This window comes from Curtobacterium sp. MCBA15_013 (assembly GCF_001865095.1).
In the GTDB taxonomy this organism is placed as follows: domain Bacteria; phylum Actinomycetota; class Actinomycetes; order Actinomycetales; family Microbacteriaceae; genus Curtobacterium.
In genome coordinates, this window is the sequence record NZ_MJGQ01000015.1 from 344728 (window position 1) to 360081 (window position 15354).

General features: G+C 72.4%; 10 protein-coding genes. 9 read left to right on the top strand and 1 reads right to left on the bottom strand.

Annotation, left to right across the window (positions count from 1 at the left end):
• The 7 genes from BIV01_RS11135 to BIV01_RS11165 all read left to right on the top strand — a co-directional run.
• Positions 1–668, top strand: a 668-nt coding sequence (locus BIV01_RS11135; protein ID WP_071302860.1) for a response regulator transcription factor, incomplete at its 5' end; no start/stop codon positions are given.
• Between the two features lie 62 nt (positions 669–730).
• Positions 731–2203 carry a sensor histidine kinase gene (locus BIV01_RS11140; RefSeq protein WP_071302861.1) on the top strand — a complete coding sequence of 491 codons (1473 nt, stop codon included), beginning with the start codon at positions 731–733 and terminating at the stop codon, positions 2201–2203.
• Between the two features lie 45 nt (positions 2204–2248).
• Positions 2249–3697, top strand: coding sequence for an ArnT family glycosyltransferase (locus BIV01_RS11145; protein ID WP_071302862.1), 1449 nt, complete (start codon positions 2249–2251; stop codon positions 3695–3697).
• A gap of 96 nt (positions 3698–3793) precedes the next feature.
• Positions 3794–4063, top strand: coding sequence for a hypothetical protein (locus BIV01_RS11150; RefSeq protein WP_071302863.1), 270 nt, complete (start codon positions 3794–3796; stop codon positions 4061–4063).
• A gap of 204 nt (positions 4064–4267) precedes the next feature.
• Complete coding sequence (locus tag BIV01_RS11155; protein WP_071302864.1) at positions 4268–5551, top strand: bifunctional glycosyltransferase family 2/GtrA family protein; 1284 nt, start codon at positions 4268–4270, stop codon at positions 5549–5551.
• Between the two features lie 366 nt (positions 5552–5917).
• Positions 5918–11488, top strand: coding sequence for a glutamate synthase-related protein (locus BIV01_RS11160; RefSeq protein ID WP_071302865.1), 5571 nt, complete (start codon positions 5918–5920; stop codon positions 11486–11488).
• A complete protein-coding gene (locus BIV01_RS11165) occupies positions 11485–13269 on the top strand; it encodes a sulfite reductase subunit alpha (protein WP_071302866.1) in 1785 nt (594 codons plus the stop codon). The genes BIV01_RS11160 and BIV01_RS11165 overlap by 4 nt, the downstream gene beginning before the upstream one ends.
• A 255-nt stretch (positions 13270–13524) precedes the next feature.
• Here BIV01_RS11165 and BIV01_RS11170 read toward each other — a convergent pair whose 3' ends face one another.
• A complete protein-coding gene (locus BIV01_RS11170; protein WP_071302867.1) occupies positions 13525–13896 on the bottom strand; it encodes a DUF7882 family protein in 372 nt (123 codons plus the stop codon).
• A gap of 59 nt (positions 13897–13955) precedes the next feature.
• On the opposite strand from BIV01_RS11170, the gene BIV01_RS11175 reads away from it, so the two are divergent.
• Together BIV01_RS11175 and BIV01_RS11180 are read left to right on the top strand one after the other, a co-directional pair.
• Positions 13956–14330 (top strand): ArsR/SmtB family transcription factor, encoded by a 375-nt coding sequence (locus BIV01_RS11175; RefSeq protein WP_070418058.1) that lies wholly within the window; start codon positions 13956–13958, stop codon positions 14328–14330.
• Entirely contained in the window at positions 14330–15316 is a 987-nt protein-coding gene (locus BIV01_RS11180; RefSeq protein ID WP_071302868.1) for an SRPBCC family protein, read from the top strand. Before BIV01_RS11175 ends, BIV01_RS11180 begins: the two co-directional genes overlap by 1 nt.
• The last annotated feature ends 38 nt before the right edge of the window (positions 15317–15354 follow it).

Consider the following 15354-nt stretch of genomic DNA (forward strand, 5'->3'; position numbering starts at 1 on the left):
TCGACGACGAGCACGCCCTCGCGGACGCCGTCGCCCTCGCGTTCGCGGGTGACGGCTGGGAGGTGCGGGCCGTGCACCGCGGGCGTGACGTGCTGTTCGCCGCCCGGGACTTCCGACCCGACGTGGTCGTCCTCGACGTGATGCTGCCGGACATCGACGGGTTCGAGGTGCTCGAGCGCCTCCGGGACGCCCGGGACGACGTGCGGGTGCTGTTCCTCACGGCGCGGGACGCCCCCGAGGACCGGCTCGCCGGACTCACGGGCGGCGGCGACGACTACCTGACCAAGCCCTTCGGCATCGACGAGCTGCTCGTCCGGGCGCGGATCCTGGCCCGGACGTCGCCCCGGGTCGCGGCCGTCGGGAGTCCGACCGGGACGAGCGTCGGCGACCTCCGGCTCGACGAGGACACGAGGACGGTCACGCGCGCCGGTGAACCGATCGACCTCACCCCGACCGAGTACGAGCTGCTGCGGCACCTCGCGCGGAACGCCAACCGCGTGCTCTCCCGGGAGCAACTCCTGGCGAACGTCTGGGGGATGGACTTCGGCACGTCGTCCAACCTCGTGGACATGTACGTGTCGTACCTGCGCAAGAAGCTCGACGCCGGACGCGAGCCGATGCTGCAGACCGTCCGCGGAGCTGGGTACGTGCTCCGGCCGACGACGTGAGCCGACCGCGGACCGCGAGCCGCGCCTCCCGGGCCCGGAACAGAACCGACCGTCGGCGGCGCGTGCCGTCGCTGCGGTGGCGGATCGTGGCGGCCGTGGCGCTCCTGCTCGTCGCGACCAACGTCGTCGTCGGAGCGGTGACGGTCGTCGCGTTCCGCGGGTACCTGGTCGACCGGCTCGACGCGGAACTCGCGACCGCGGCCGAGCGGACCGTCGGCGGACCGGACGGCGAACGGCCACCGCCCCCGTCGACCGGTACCGGCTCCGGCTCGGACCCGGACAACGCGTTCATCGGCGCTCCCGGACAGTCCGCCGGCACCGTCGTCGCGATCCTGCGCGACGGCGCGACCGTCCTCGGCGGGTACACGGACAGCAGCGGCCGGCAGCACGGGCTGTCGTCGGCGCAGGAGGCGACCCTGTCGCGCATCGCCAGCGACGGCGACCCCGTGACGGTCGACCTGGGGAAGCTCGGCACCTACCGGGCCCAGGCCGTCGGCGACGACGGCGACGTCTTCGTGACCGCGCTGCCGCTCGGCGACCTCGACGCCGCCATCGCCCGCCTCCTGCTCGTCATCGGTGTCGTGACGGTCGTCGGGCTGCTCGTCGCGGCCTGGGCGCTGACCCTGCTCGTCCGGCGATCGCTCCGCCCGCTCGAACGGGTGGCGGCCGTGGCGTCCGACGTCACCGAGCTCGACCTGGAGCGCGGGGACACGGACATCCCGGTGCGGGTCTCGGCCGGGGACCTCGCGGCGAACCGCGAGGTCGAGCAGGTCGGCACCGCGCTCAACCGCCTCCTCGGACACGTCGCCCGGGCGCTCACGGTCCGACGCGAGGCCGAGACGGGCATGCGGACGTTCGTCGCCGACGCCTCGCACGAGCTGCGGACCCCGATCGCGACCGTGCGGGCGTACGCCGAGCTCTCGGCGTCGTCGGACGACCCTGACGCGGTCCGCCGCAACGTCGACCGGATCGGGCGCGAGGCGGTGCGGATGGGCGACCTCGTGGAGGAGCTGCTCCTGCTCGCTCGTCTCGACGCCGTCGCCCTGGCGTCCGGCCCGGCACCGGCGCGCGAGCCGGTCGACCTGACGTCGATCGTCGTCGAGGCGACGATGGACGCGCGCGCGACCGCACCCGGGCACCGGTGGACGCTGCAGGTGCTGGACGACCACCCGCTCGTGGTGTCCGGGGACGCGACGCAGCTGCGGCGGGTCGTGACGAACCTGCTGGCGAACGCGCGGACGCACACGCCGGAGGGCACGTCCGTGGTGGTCTCCCTGCAGCGGACCGGCGACGTCGTGCGTCTCGTGGTCGCGAACGACGGACCGGTCATCCCCGCCGAGGTGCTCCCGACGCTGTTCGACCGGTTCACCCGCGGCGAGGCGTCACGGTCCCGCGAGCACGGCACGAGCGGCCTCGGGCTGGCGATCGTCCGGGCCGTCGTGTCCGCGCACGACGGGCTCGTCCGGGTCGCCTCGGAGCCGGGGCGGACGGCGTTCACGGTCGATCTGCCGGGTCGGACACCGGACGCCGGCTGACCGGGCTGGTTCGCTCGGGAGCGGCCGAGCAACTAGGTTCGGACGGTGCCCTCACGACTGTCCGCACTCGCCGGTGACCTCCGCATCCGGGCAGGAGTGGCGGCCGTGGTCCTGCTCTGGGCCCTGTACCAGTGCTTCTGGAACATCGGCGGGCCCAACATCACCGGCGACGAGGACATCTACCTCCGCGCCGGGTGGCAGTACGTGCACGGCGACTTCTCGTTCAACCGCGAGCACCCCCCGACCGCGAAGTACCTGTTCGGTCTCGCGCAGCTCGTCGCCGGGCAGGGGCCGATCGGTCCGCGGGTGCTCGTCGCCCTGCTCACCTTCGGCGTCGGCGTCGCGCTGTACTGGTGGCTGCGGCGCGAGATCGGCTACTGGGGTGCCCTGCTCGCCGCCGCCCTCTGGTGGCTGACGCCGCGCGGTGGTGCCGGTCCGCGCGTCGACCGTCTGGCACTGCTCGACCCGGTGATGACCGCGTTCGCCGTGCTCGCGGTGGCCACGGCGTGGGTGTGGATGCGCGGCGACCGGTGGTGGCTCGCGCCCGTGTCCGGTGCGCTGATGGCCCTGTCGGTGACGTCGAAGGTCTCCACCGTGGTGCTGCTGCCGGTGTTCCTGCTGCTGCCGGTGCTGTTCCGGGCATGGCGTCGACTGCTCGTCGGCGGCGCGATGTGGGCGGCCGCGTTCGGGCTGGTGTTCGTCGTGTCGTACGTGCCGATGGGGATCCGGTCCGCGATCCGGTACATGATCGAGTTCCAGGAGGGGCAGAACACCACCGGCCACCCGATCACCATCGGCGGCACCGTCTACCGGTTCGCGCCGTGGTGGGGGAACCTGCACTTCATGGAGGCCGGCACGGGGGTGCTGCTGCTCGTCGTCCTCGCGGTCGGGGTCGTCGCGGCGCTGGCGATCCGGGCCGATCGGCTCGTCGCGTACGTCGGCATCGCCCTGGCGCTGCTCGTGGGCTTCTACGTGGTCGTCGCGAAGATCGCGCTGCCCACGTACTACTCGGCGTGGATGCCGTTCCTGCTCGTCCTGGCCGCGATCGGGCTGGCGCGACTGCCGCGTGTGCCGGTGCGGCGGGCGGTCCCGGTCGCGACGGCGCTGTCGCTCGTGCTGGTCGTCTCGCTCGTCGTGCCGTCCGTCCGGCTCAGCCAGGACATCGCACGCCAGCACCCGACGGGCATCGCGCTGCTCGGGGACTACCTCGAGGAACAGCACGTGCCGGACGGCAAGATCCTGTTCGTGTCGGCGACCCCGGGGCTCTTCGTGCCGTACGTCGCCGAGCGCGGCACCACCCGGGCCGACCAGGGGCCGTACGTCGCGATCGTGGTCGGGAACGACCGACGCTTCCCGCCGTCCGGGGCCGTGACGCAGCTGTTCGACTCCGAGCGGTCGCGGTTCTCGGTCGCCGAGGTCGGCGGACTCCAGGTGTGGCTGCCGAAGGACGGCCGGGTCGTCCTGCAGTCGGGAGCGCTCACCGTCCAGGGCTGACCGGCAGCGCGGCTGCCGGTGGGGGCGCGGCCGGCGCGGAAGCCGTCGGTGCCGTCGGTGCCGTGGCACACTGGACGGGAACGGACGGGGGCCCGCATGCCGAACGACTTCGCACGACTGCCGGAGCGGCCGCGCGCCGACGACCTCGTGGTCGAGGTGCCCGCGTTCGAGGACGATCGGCCCCAGCCCGAGCCCGCGCCGCCGGCCGCGGCCCCGGAGCTCGTCGCGGCGACCGAGTTCGCCCGGACGTCGCACGCGCCGGCCACGATCCGGCGGACGCAGGTGCGCGCCGGGGTCTGGATCGCGGGCGTCCCCATCGCGGTGCTCGTGGTCATCGCGGTCGTGCAGGTGCTGTTCGCGCGCTGACCCGCTGCGCGCTGTCCGCTCCGCGCTGCACGGCCACGGGTGCGCGCTGTTCGCTCCGTGCCGCCCGGCCACGGGTGCGCGCTCTGACGACGACTGCTCGTGGTCGACCGTGCGCAGTCGTCGTCGGGCTGCGCGGTGGCCGCACGCGCGTTCTTAGACGCGGCACAGCAGGCTGCTGCGGTCCCCGTATGCCCGGTCCCGAGCATGTGCGGTATGACGGAGACGAACCACACCCTCGACATCGACATCGTCGTCCCCTGCTACAACGAGCAGGACACGCTCGCCGCCCACGTCCGCCGCTTGCACACCTTCTGCCGGACGTCGCTCCGGAACACCTGGCGCATCACGATCGCGGACAACGCCTCGACCGACGACACCGCACGCATCGCCGACGACCTCGCCGCGATGTTGCCGGACGTGCACGCGGTGCACCTGCCGGAGAAGGGCCGGGGCCGTGCGCTCAAGGCCGTCTGGGCAGCGTCGCCGGCCACCGTGCTGGTCTACGTCGACGAGGACCTCTCCACCGACCTCGCCGCGCTCGAGCCCCTCGTCGCCCCACTGCTGTCCGGGCACTCGGACGTGGCGATCGGCACCCGGTTGGCGGGCTCGTCACGCGTGGTGCGCGGCGGGAAGCGCGAGTTCATCTCCCGCTCGTACAACCTGCTGCTCCGCACCACGATGGGGGTGTCCTTCTCGGACGCGCAGTGCGGCTTCAAGGCGATCACCCGGCAGGCCGCGGAACACGTCCTGCCCCTGTGCGAGGACGACGCGTGGTTCTTCGACACCGAGCTGCTCGTGCTGGCCGAGCACGCCGGACTGCGGATCCACGAGGTCCCGGTCGACTGGGTGGACGACGTGAACTCGTCGGTGCACATCGCCTCGACCGCGACCGAGGACCTCAAGGGGATGTGGCGGGTCTCCCGCGGGCTCGCGACCGGACGGGTGCCGGTCGGCGCGGTGTACGACGCCATCGGCCGCCGTCCGTTCACGCCACCGCACGTCGGGATCGTCGGGCAGGTGCTGCGCTTCGGGACCATCGGCGTGCTGTCGACGATCGCGTTCGCCGCGCTCTACGCCCTGTTCCGCCCGGCGATCGGTGCCCAGACGGCGGACTTCCTGGCGCTCCTGGTCACCGCGATCGGCAACACGGCGCTCAACCGACGCTTCACGTTCGGGGTGCGGGGACGTGCCGGCGCAGGGCGGCACCACGTGCAGGGGCTGGTGGTGTTCGGGATCGCGTGGGCGATCACGTCCGGGTCGCTGGTGATCCTGCACTCGGCGGCACCGGGATCGTCGCACGGTGCGGAGATCGTGGTGCTCACGGCCGCGAACCTCGTGGCGACGTTCGTCCGCTTCGTCCTGTTCAAGGCGTGGGTGTTCCGGTCCCGGCGTCGTCCGGAGCTCATCCGGCCGGGCACGACCCCGGCGGCGGACGCGAGCACGGCGGCGACCGAGCCGATCGCGGTCGACGAGCGCCACGCCGCCTGACGCCGCGGGCCGCCCGGCCGCCCCGCGGCTGCGCGCTCGCACAACCGAAGTCACTCCGCGCCACGGGGATCCGCGGCGCGGAGTGACTTTCGTTGTGCGGAGGCGAACCGCGCCGCACGCCGGCCGCACCCGCGCCGCACGCCGCGCCGCACGCCGGCCGCACGCCCCGCCGCACACCCCCGCCGCGCCCGCGCCGCGCACCCCGGCCCCGCGGTGTTGCGCGGGCGGTATACCGCGCCGTAGCATCGCCTCACCGCACCACAACCCCACAGGGCCCGACTGCCACCATCGGTCTGCCCGCGGCGAGCGCTCCACTGATGCAGCCTGGCCGTCCGCTGCCGGCAACGCCCCACTGGACCTGCACACGTGAACCCCTCCTCCTTCGGTCTCTACGACCCTGCCCGCGAATCGAGCGACTGCGGCGTCGGTTTCATCACCCGACTCGACGGGACGCCGAGCCACGACGTCATCCGCAAGGGCGACGAAGCGCTGTGCGCCATCCCCCACCGCGGCGGCAAGTCCGCCGAGGGTGTCGGTGACGGCGCGGGCGTGAGCATCGACCTGTCGGTGGAGTTCTTCAGCGCGATCACCGGCGAGGAGCTCCGCGCGGGCCACTTCGGCGTCGCGAACTGCTTCGTGCCGAGCGGCGCAGGCCCGGCTGCGGACGCCGAGCGCGCCCGTGCGCAGCAGACCGTCACGGACGCCGTCGAGCAGCAGGGCTTCGAGCTCCTGCTCGTCCGTGACGTCCCGGTGGACCACTCCGTCGCGCGCCCCGAGGCCGAGCAGTACCAGCTGCCGATCGTGCAGTGGGTCTTCCGTGCCCCCGAGGCCTGGACCCGCGCCGAGGTCGACGCCGCTGCCAACCGCGCCCTGCTCGCGATCGAGGCGGTGTCGTACGGCCAGGCCGCCGCCGACCGCGCCGAGCACGCCGCCCTGTACCCGCTGTCGCTCAGCGCCCGGACCCAGATCCTCAAGGGGCGGCTGAACTCCGGCGAGGTCATCGGCTACTTCACCGACCTGCGTGACCCGCGGCACTCGGTCCGGACGCTCTACTTCCACACCCGGTTCTCGACGAACACCGAGCCGCACCCGACGATGGCGCAGCCGTTCCGTCTGATGGCGCACAACGGCGAGCTGAACACCGACCGGAAGAACCGGCTGTCCGACGAGGCCCTCGCCCGTGCACGGACCCGCAGCATCGTCCGCCCGCCCGGCCAGTCCGACTCGAGCCGCCTCGACCAGACCCTGCAGAGCCGGGTGTTCGACGACGGCCTCGAGATCGTCGAGGCCGTGGTCTCGCTCATGCCCCCGGCGTGGGAGAACGACCGCACCCTGACCCCGGCGGTGCGGGACATGCTCGAGTTCTTCTCGCTCTACGAGGAGAAGAACGACGGCCCGGCCGCCGTGATCTTCAGCGACGGCGACGTGGTCGGCGCCCGGCTCGACCGACTGGGCCTGCGCCCGCTGCGCTCGGTGCAGACCGCCGAGTACCTGATGGTGTCGTCCGAGGCCGGTCAGGTCGAGTTCGAGCCGGAGGACGTCGTGCACCGCGGCCGCATCGAGGCGGGCGGCATGCTCGTCGTCGACCACCGCACCGGCACGCTCATGCGCACGCGCGAGGTGCTCGAGATGCTCGCTGCGCGGAAGCCGTACGGGACGCTCCTCGACGCCGCGCGCGTCAACCTGGACGACGTCCCGGCGCCGGAGTACCAGCGCACGACGACCACGCTCGGCTACGAGGGCGACCTGTCGCTCGCGGGCCGCTACGTGGCGTACTCGCTGAACCAGGAGAGCTTCCGGTTCATGCTCGACCCGATGCTCCAGAACGGCTCGGAGCGGATCTCGGCGATGGGCTACGGCAACGCCATCAACGCCCTGAGCGACACCGAGGGCGGCATGGCGAAGTACTTCTCGCAGCGCTTCGCCCAGGTGACGAACCCGCCGCTCGACTCGATCCGCGAGGCCGACGGCATGTCGATGCGCGTCGCCCTCGGCGCGAAGCCCGACGGGACGGGTTCGGCGACGCGGCAGCTCGTCGTGGAATCCCCGATCCTCGGGCACCTCGACATGGTGCGGCTGCGCGAGCAGGACATCGTGCCGCTCGAGCGCTTCGACATGCTCTACGTGCCGGTGCTCGGCGACGAGCAGGCGAACGCCGACGCGGTCCGCACCGCGACCGAGCACCTCGCCGACGCCGTCGCCGCCTTCGCCGAGCGCACCGGCGGCATCGCCGTGCTCACCGACCGCAACGTGTCGTCGACGCACGCGCCCCTCCCCGTCATCCTCGCCGTGGCCGCCGTCAACCAGCGGCTCATCGAGACCGGCCTGCGCCTGCGGATCTCCGTCGTCGCCGAGTCCGGTCAGCTGCCATCGTCACACCACGTGGCGACGGCGCTCGGCTTCGGCGCCGCAGCGGTGTACAGCCTCTCCGCACGTCTCCGTGCGGAGGAGAAGTACCCCGCAGCGCCCGCCCCGGCCGGCGAACTGACCGCGACCGACCTCGCCCTCAAGCGCTTCCGGAAGGCGGCCGAGAAGGCCCTCGCGAAGACGATGGGCCGCGTCGGGCTCTGCACGGCCGAGAGCTACATCGGCGGCGAGTTCTTCGAGCCGAACTACCTCGACACCCGCGACGACCTGCTCGCCCGGGTCTTCCCGCACATGCAGGCCCCGGTCGGCGGCGTCGGGTTCGCCCGCATCGCCCAGGCGGCGACGGACTGGCACGAGCGCGCCCGCACGGTCGCGTCCGAGGGCCAGGTGCCCATGCTCGGCCTCTTCAAGGAGCGCTCGGACGGTGCCGGGCACTCGTTCGGCGTCGCGAGCGTGCGCGGCTTCGGCGGCATGACCGAGGAGCGTCCGGCCTTCGAGCGCTCCGGCGACTCCGAGGCGCTGCGGCTCCTCACGCTCGGCCAGCTCGACGACGCGTTCGGCATCACCGACACCGCCTACCGCAACACGGGCTACGACCGGCTGAGCGACGCCGAGATCGACGCGCACCGGATCACCCCGGGCTACGTCACGTTCCTGCAGACGACGCACGACGAGCGGTCGCGCCGTCCCGCGGCCCTCCGCGACGTCCTCGCGCTGCCCGCGGACGTCACCGGCATCGACACGGCAGAGGACTTCGCCCGCGAGCTCGGCCGCTTCTCGACCACCGGCAACGCGAGCGTCACGGTGCGCGGACTCTCCGGCTCGCGTCCGGCCGACGACGGGGACCTTCCAGGAGGCACGGCTCGCTTCCGCCTCGAGCTCACGTCGACGGGGACCACGGGTGCACTGCGCCACGCGGCCCTCGCGGACGGCCTCGCGCTGCTGCACCCCGGCCAGGTCGACGTCGACTCCGTCGACGACACCCAGGTGACGCTCCGCGCCACCGGCTCCGCCGTCGAGCTGCTCGCACTGCTCGACCACGCCCCGGCGAGCGTCGCGCTCGACGAGGTCCAGCCGGCGCACGAGATCACCCGGACCCTGGCGTCCGGCGCGATGAGCCACGGCGCGCTCGTCGCGACCGCGCACGAGGCGGTGGCGCACGGCACGAACATGGTCGGCGGCATGTCGAACAGCGGTGAGGGCGGCGAGCACCACTCCCGCTACGGCACGATCCGCGGCTCGCGCATCAAGCAGTTCGCCTCGGGACGGTTCGGCATCTGGGCGGGCTACCTCGCCGACCCGATGCTCGAGGAGCTCGAGATCAAGATCGGCCAGGGCGCGAAGCCGGGCGAGGGCGGCCAGCTGCCCGCGCCGAAGGTCACGGTGGACATCGCCGCGGCCCGTGGTGGCACCCCCGGCGTCGAGCTCATCTCGCCGCCGCCGCACCACGACACGTACTCGATCGAGGACCTCGCGCAGCTCATCCACGACTGCAAGGCCGCCCGCGTCCGGGTGATCGTGAAGCTCGTGTCCTCCGAGGGCATCGGCACCATCGCGGTCGGCGTCGCCAAGGCCGGCGCGGACGTCATCAACGTCGCGGGCAACACCGGTGGCACGGGCGCCGCGGCCGTCACGAGCCTGAAGTACGCCGGCCGCTCGGCGGAGATCGGCGTCGCCGAGGTCCACCAGGCGCTCGTCGCGAACGGCCTCCGCCAGAAGGTCACGCTCCGCTGCTCGGGCGCGCACCAGACCGGTTCCGACGTGGTCACGAGCGCGCTGCTCGGCGGCGACAGCTTCGAGTTCGGCACGACCGCGCTCATGATGCTCGGCTGCGTGATGGCGAAGAACTGCAACGTGAAGTGCCCGGCTGGTCTCACCACGAACGCCGAGGCGTTCGAGGGCGACCCCCGCGCGCTCGCGCAGTACCTGCTCAACATCGCCCACGACGTGCGGCAGATCCTCGCGCGCCTCGGCCTGCGCTCCCTGCGCGAGGCCCGCGGTCGCACCGACCTGCTGCAGCTCCTCGACCACCCGGCGAGCGTCGGGCGCCTCGACGTCCGGGCGCTCCTCGCGCAGGTCCCCGAGAAGGTCGTCGAGGACCCGGAGTACCTCGAGAAGGACTTCCACACCGACGACGCGCTGCTCGAGCGGGTCCGCACGGCCCTCGTCGACCACGAGCAGGCGCACGTGCTCGTGCACGGCGTGCTGCTCGGCAACAGCGACAAGTCCGTCGGCGGCCAGCTCGGCATCGACGTGGAGCGCCTGCTCAACCACGAGCTGCGCGACACCGACCTGTCCGGGCACCCGGCGATCACCACGGACGACCGCGGACGCCGCCGGCTCGTCGACGGCGCGGTCACGATCCGCACGCTCGGGTCGGCCGGGCAGTCGTACGGCGTGTTCAACAACGACGGCATCGTGCTCGAGCACACCGGCACCGCGAACGACGGCGTCGGCAAGAGCCAGAGCGGTGGCCGGATCATCGTCCGCGCCCCCGGTGGCGGCAGTGCCGGACAGGGCGGCAACGTCCTCGTCGGCAACTTCGCGCTGTTCGGGGCGACCGGCGGCCGCACCTTCGTCGAGGGCGAGGCCGGCGACCGGTTCGCCGTGCGCAACTCCGGCGCGACGGCCGTGGTCGAGGGCGTCGGGGACTTCGGCTGCGAGTACATGACGGGCGGTGCCGTGTTCAACCTCGGCACCTTCGGCAAGGGCCTCGGCAACGGCATGTCCGGCGGGTTCCTCTACCAGTACGACCCCTCCGGCGAGGTCACCGAGCGCGCGAGCACCGACTCGCTCCTCGTGTTCCCGGTCACCGACACCGAGCGCGGGGCCTTCCACGAGGCGGCGGCGCGCCTGCTGCTCGAGTGGCACCTCGAGGCGACGGGCTCGGCGCTGGCCGAGCGTCTGCTCGCCGAGTGGGAGACCACCCGCCAGCACGTCTTCGTCGGCATGCCCCGGGCGCTCCTGCTCACCCAGGACGCCGGCGAGATCCTGGCCGCGGCGAGCCGGAACGAGCTGCTCGACGAACTGGCGACCTCGATCGCGACGGACAAGCTCCGCGCATTCAAGGTCGACTACCGCGACCAGCGCGCCGTCCTCGGCGGCCGTGCCCCGTCGCTCGGCGACCAGGGCGACGACATGTTCTCGCTCCTGTCCTCGTACACCGTGCTCGGCGTCGCCCAGGACCTCGCGCTCGAGCGGGTCCCCGGCGCGGCCGGCCCGAACGACCCCCGGGTGACCGAGGCGGTCAAGAACCTCATCCTCACCGAGGACTTCTTCGTGAAGCAGCGCGTCGTGAAGTACCTGCGCGGCACGCTGGACCGCTTCGCGGACGACGAGCTCGCGACCCTCATCGCGATCAAGCGCCTCGACGACTACAAGCGCGCGCTCACGCAGCGGAACAACCGCAGCATGGACGCGCCGGGCACCACTGGGTGGATCATGCACCAGAACGCCAAGAACGACGGCCGCGTCCGCGAGGCCCGCTTCGACGAGCTGCTCGCGAACGCGGCGCTCGAGGACATCGCCCGCCGTGCACCGCAGGCGCCGACCGAGGCGGTGTCCGCGTGAGCCTGCTCCCCCCGACCGGATCGCTGATCCCGGTCGACGCACCGTTCTCGCAGGCCCAGGAGTCCTGGCTCGCCGGGTTCATCGCCGGCATCGCCGCCGCGGGCAAGCGGGCCTCCGGCGGCGCCCCGACGACGACGATCGACGTGCTGTTCGGCACGCAGACCGGCAACGCGGAGTTCCTCGCCGACGAGCTGGTCGCCGGCGCGAAGGCCCGCGGGCTCGGCGGTCGTGCCACCGCGCTCGACGCCGTCACGCCGGAGCAGCTCGCCGGGATGTCCCACGTGCTCGTGGTCACCTCGACGTACGGCGAGGGCGAGATGCCCGACAACGCCGGACTGTTCTGGGACGCGATCCAGGCGACCACCGTGCCGCGGCTCGAGGGACTGCAGTACGCCGTCCTCGGGCTCGGCGACACGAGCTACGACGAGTTCTGCCAGGCCGGCAAGCTCCTCGACACCCGGTTCGAGCAGCTCGGTGCCACCCGCATCCACGACCGCGTCGACTGCGACGTGGACTACGAGGACCCGGCCGCGCTCTGGACGGCGGCGGTGCTCGACCGTCTGGCGGCGGAGGCGGGCGTACAGCCCGGCGCGACCACGGCGGTGGCGGCGACCGGTGCGGCGACCGCGGCCGGCGGGGCGGGCGCGAGCCGTGCCTCCAGGCCCGGTGCCCAGTGGAACAAGCGCAACCCGTACCCGTCGACGCTGGTCGAGAACCGGCTGCTCTCCTCGCCGCGCAGCGCGAAGGAGATCCGGCACTACGAGTTCGACCTCGGCGACTCCGGGATCGAGTACTCGGCGGGCGACGCGCTCGCAGTCGTGCCGGTCAACGACGAGGTGTTCGTCGGCGAGCTGCTCGAGCAGGTCGGCGCGAACGGCTCCGAGACGCTCGACGGCCGCCCGGTCACCGAGGTCCTGCGGACCGACCGTGAGATCCGGACGCCCTCGAAGGACCTCATCGCGGACCTCGTCCAGCGCGCACCGTCGTCGGAGCTCGCCGCCGTCGTCTCGCACGGTGACAAGCACGAGCTCGACCGCTGGCTGTGGGGTCGCGACGTGCTCGACCTGCTCCGCGACGCCGGACCCGCGGCACCCGGACTCGACGAACTCCTGCCGAACCTCCGACCGCTGCAGGCGCGTCAGTACTCGATCTCGTCGAGCCCGCTCGCGCACCCGGACCGCATCCACCTGACGATCGCGTCCGTCCGGTACGGGGACCCGCACCGCATGTACGCCGGCGTCGCGTCGACGTTCCTCGCCGACCGGGTCGCCCCCGACGGCACCGTGGACGTCTACCTGCAGCCGAACGCGTCGTTCGGGGTACCCGCCGACCCGTCCGCGCCGATGATCATGGTCGGCCCGGGGACCGGCATCGCTCCGTTCCGCGGGTTCCTGCACGAGCGTGCGGTCTCCGGGGCGACGGGACGGAACTGGCTGTTCTTCGGCGACCAGCACCGCGACACCGACTTCGTCTACGAGGACGAACTCACCGAGCTGCAGGAGCAGGGCGTCCTGGACCGCCTCGACCTGGCGTTCTCGCGCGACCAGGCCGAGAAGGTCTACGTGCAGACCCGGATGCTCGAACAGGCCCCGGAGCTCTACTCGTGGCTCGAGGACGGCGGGCACCTCTACGTGTGCGGTGACGCCTCACGGATGGCGAAGGACGTCGAGCAGGCGCTCCTGGCCGTCATCGGGAGCCAGCGGGGCAAGGGCGAGGACGACGCGCAGGCGTACCTCGCCGACATGCGGCGCGGCAAGCGCTACGTCCGCGACGTGTACTGAGCGGCGCGCGCGGCCGGTGCCACGCCCGTCGCCCCGGTGCGGAACCCGAATCCACGACCGGGGCGACGGCGAGGGGGCGCTGTGGGCCGGGAGGCCCCTGATCCGGGACTCCTCGCGCGTCGCGTGGTTCCCCCCTCCGACCGCGGAGCCACCGTCACCGGCTCCCTGGGCCGGAGTCGATCACTCGCGCGGTACGCCCACCGTACTCAGACTGCACGGACGTGCGCGACCCGTTGACCGTTCACGGGCTGTGTGCTATCCGGAGTCGTCGTCTGCGTCGCCGGGCACCACCGCACGGGACCACGCCGAGTCGTCCGCCGTGCTCGTGTCCGACGGCTCCGGCGTGAGCACGAGACCGGAGCCCGAGGTGGCGGCGGCGTAGAGGTCCTCGAGCCAGCTTCGGTTGATCCGGGGCACCCGGCTGCCGGAGAACTTGAAGTGCAGGCTCACGTTCGGGTGCATCCAGATGGTGCTGCGCCCGTTGCCGTGGACGGCGTCGTCCTTCCACGAGAACGCGAACCGGTGCTCCCGCCGGAGCATGTTCACGATGACGATCTGCAGGTGTGTGAGCGCTCGGTCGTCGATCCGGAGGTCGAGCGGCTCTCCGTCGTAGATGAGCTGACCCATGCGTCCTTGTACACCGCGGGGGTTGTGCGGCGGGCAGGACCGTCGTAACGTACAACCAAATGGTTGCACGAACCGAACTGAGCGATGCCGAGGTCGACCGGGTCTTCCACGCCCTGGCCGATGCGACCAGACGCGACATCGTCCGTCGCACCCTGGTCGGCGAGGCGTCCGTGAGCGCGCTCGCGGACGCCTACGCGATGTCGTTCGCCGCCGTCCAGAAGCACGTCGCCGTCCTCGAAGGAGCAGGACTCGTGACCAAGGAACCCCGGGGCCGCACCCGCATCGTGCGCGCCGAGCCGGGACAGATCGATCGCGTCCGCGGGCTGCTCGACGGCTACGCGGACCTCTGGCGCGGCCGGATCGACCGGCTCGACGCACTGCTGGGAGCAGACCGCGCGCCGCGCGGCGACGACCGAACGCAAGGGAGCCACTGATGCCGACCACGTCCGTCCACACCGACCCCGAGGAGCTCACCATGACCCTCGTGGCCGAGTTCCCCGTCCCCGTCGAACGCCTCTGGGCAGCGTTCGCGGATCCCCGGCAGCTCGAACGCTTCTGGGGCCCGCCCGGGTTCCCCGCCACGTTCACGTCCTTCGACCTCCGTCCCCGCGGCGTCGCCCACTACCGGATGACCTCGCCCGAGAACGAACGGTTCCACGCGCTCTGGCAGGTGTCCGAGGTCGACGAACCGCGCCGGATCGCCTTCCGCGACCTGTTCTCCGACGCCGAGGGCACGGTCGACGACTCGCTGCCCGCGAGCGAGACCGTGCTGTCGTTCGACACCGTCGGCAGCGGGTCACGGGTGACGGTGCTGACGTCGTTCGCGTCCGCCGCCGACCTCGACGCCATGCTCGAGATGGGCATGCTCGACGGCTACGAGCAGGCGTTCGGGCAGCTCGACACGGTGCTGGCCGACCTCCGCGAGTACGCCCTCGGCCGGGGCACGGTCACCGAGATCGTGGACGACACCCACGTGGCCATCACCCGCGCGTTCGCGGCGCCGCGACACCTGCTCTGGCGTGCGCACACGGAGCCGGAGCTGATGCGCCGCTGGCTGCTCGGCCCGGACGGGTGGGAGATGACGGTGTGCGAGAACGACCTGGTCGTCGGGGGCTCGTTCCGGCAGGCCTGGGCGCCCGTCGGGGACACCGAGGGTGAGGCGTTCGGGTTCGAGGGCGAGAACCTCGTCATCGAGCCGGAACGCCGCATGGTCACGACCGAACGGATGACCGGTGCGCCGTTCCCGGCCAACGTCAACGACCTGCAGTTCGACGAGGCCGACGGCGTCACGCTCATGACGCTCCGCATCACCTACCCCGACCGGGAGCAGCGGGACATGATCCTCGCGACCGGCATGACGGACGGCATGGAGACGAGCTACCAGCGTCTGGAACGTGAGGTCCTGTCCGCAGCGGCGTGAGTCGTGACGGTCGGGAGGCGCGGTGCCAGCCGGCACCG

Excerpts from the sequence above, each read along its gene's own strand:
- BIV01_RS11150 (WP_071302863.1), top strand. The coding sequence starts at position 3,794 with ATGCCGAACGACTTCGCACGACTGCCGGAGCGGCCGCGCGCCGACGAC.
- BIV01_RS11155 (WP_071302864.1), top strand. The coding sequence starts at position 4,268 with ATGTGCGGTATGACGGAGACGAACCACACCCTCGACATCGACATCGTC.
- BIV01_RS11170 (WP_071302867.1), bottom strand. The coding sequence starts at position 13,896 with ATGGGTCAGCTCATCTACGACGGAGAGCCGCTCGACCTCCGGATCGAC.
- BIV01_RS11175 (WP_070418058.1), top strand. The coding sequence starts at position 13,956 with ATGGTTGCACGAACCGAACTGAGCGATGCCGAGGTCGACCGGGTCTTC.
- BIV01_RS11180 (WP_071302868.1), top strand. The coding sequence starts at position 14,330 with ATGCCGACCACGTCCGTCCACACCGACCCCGAGGAGCTCACCATGACC.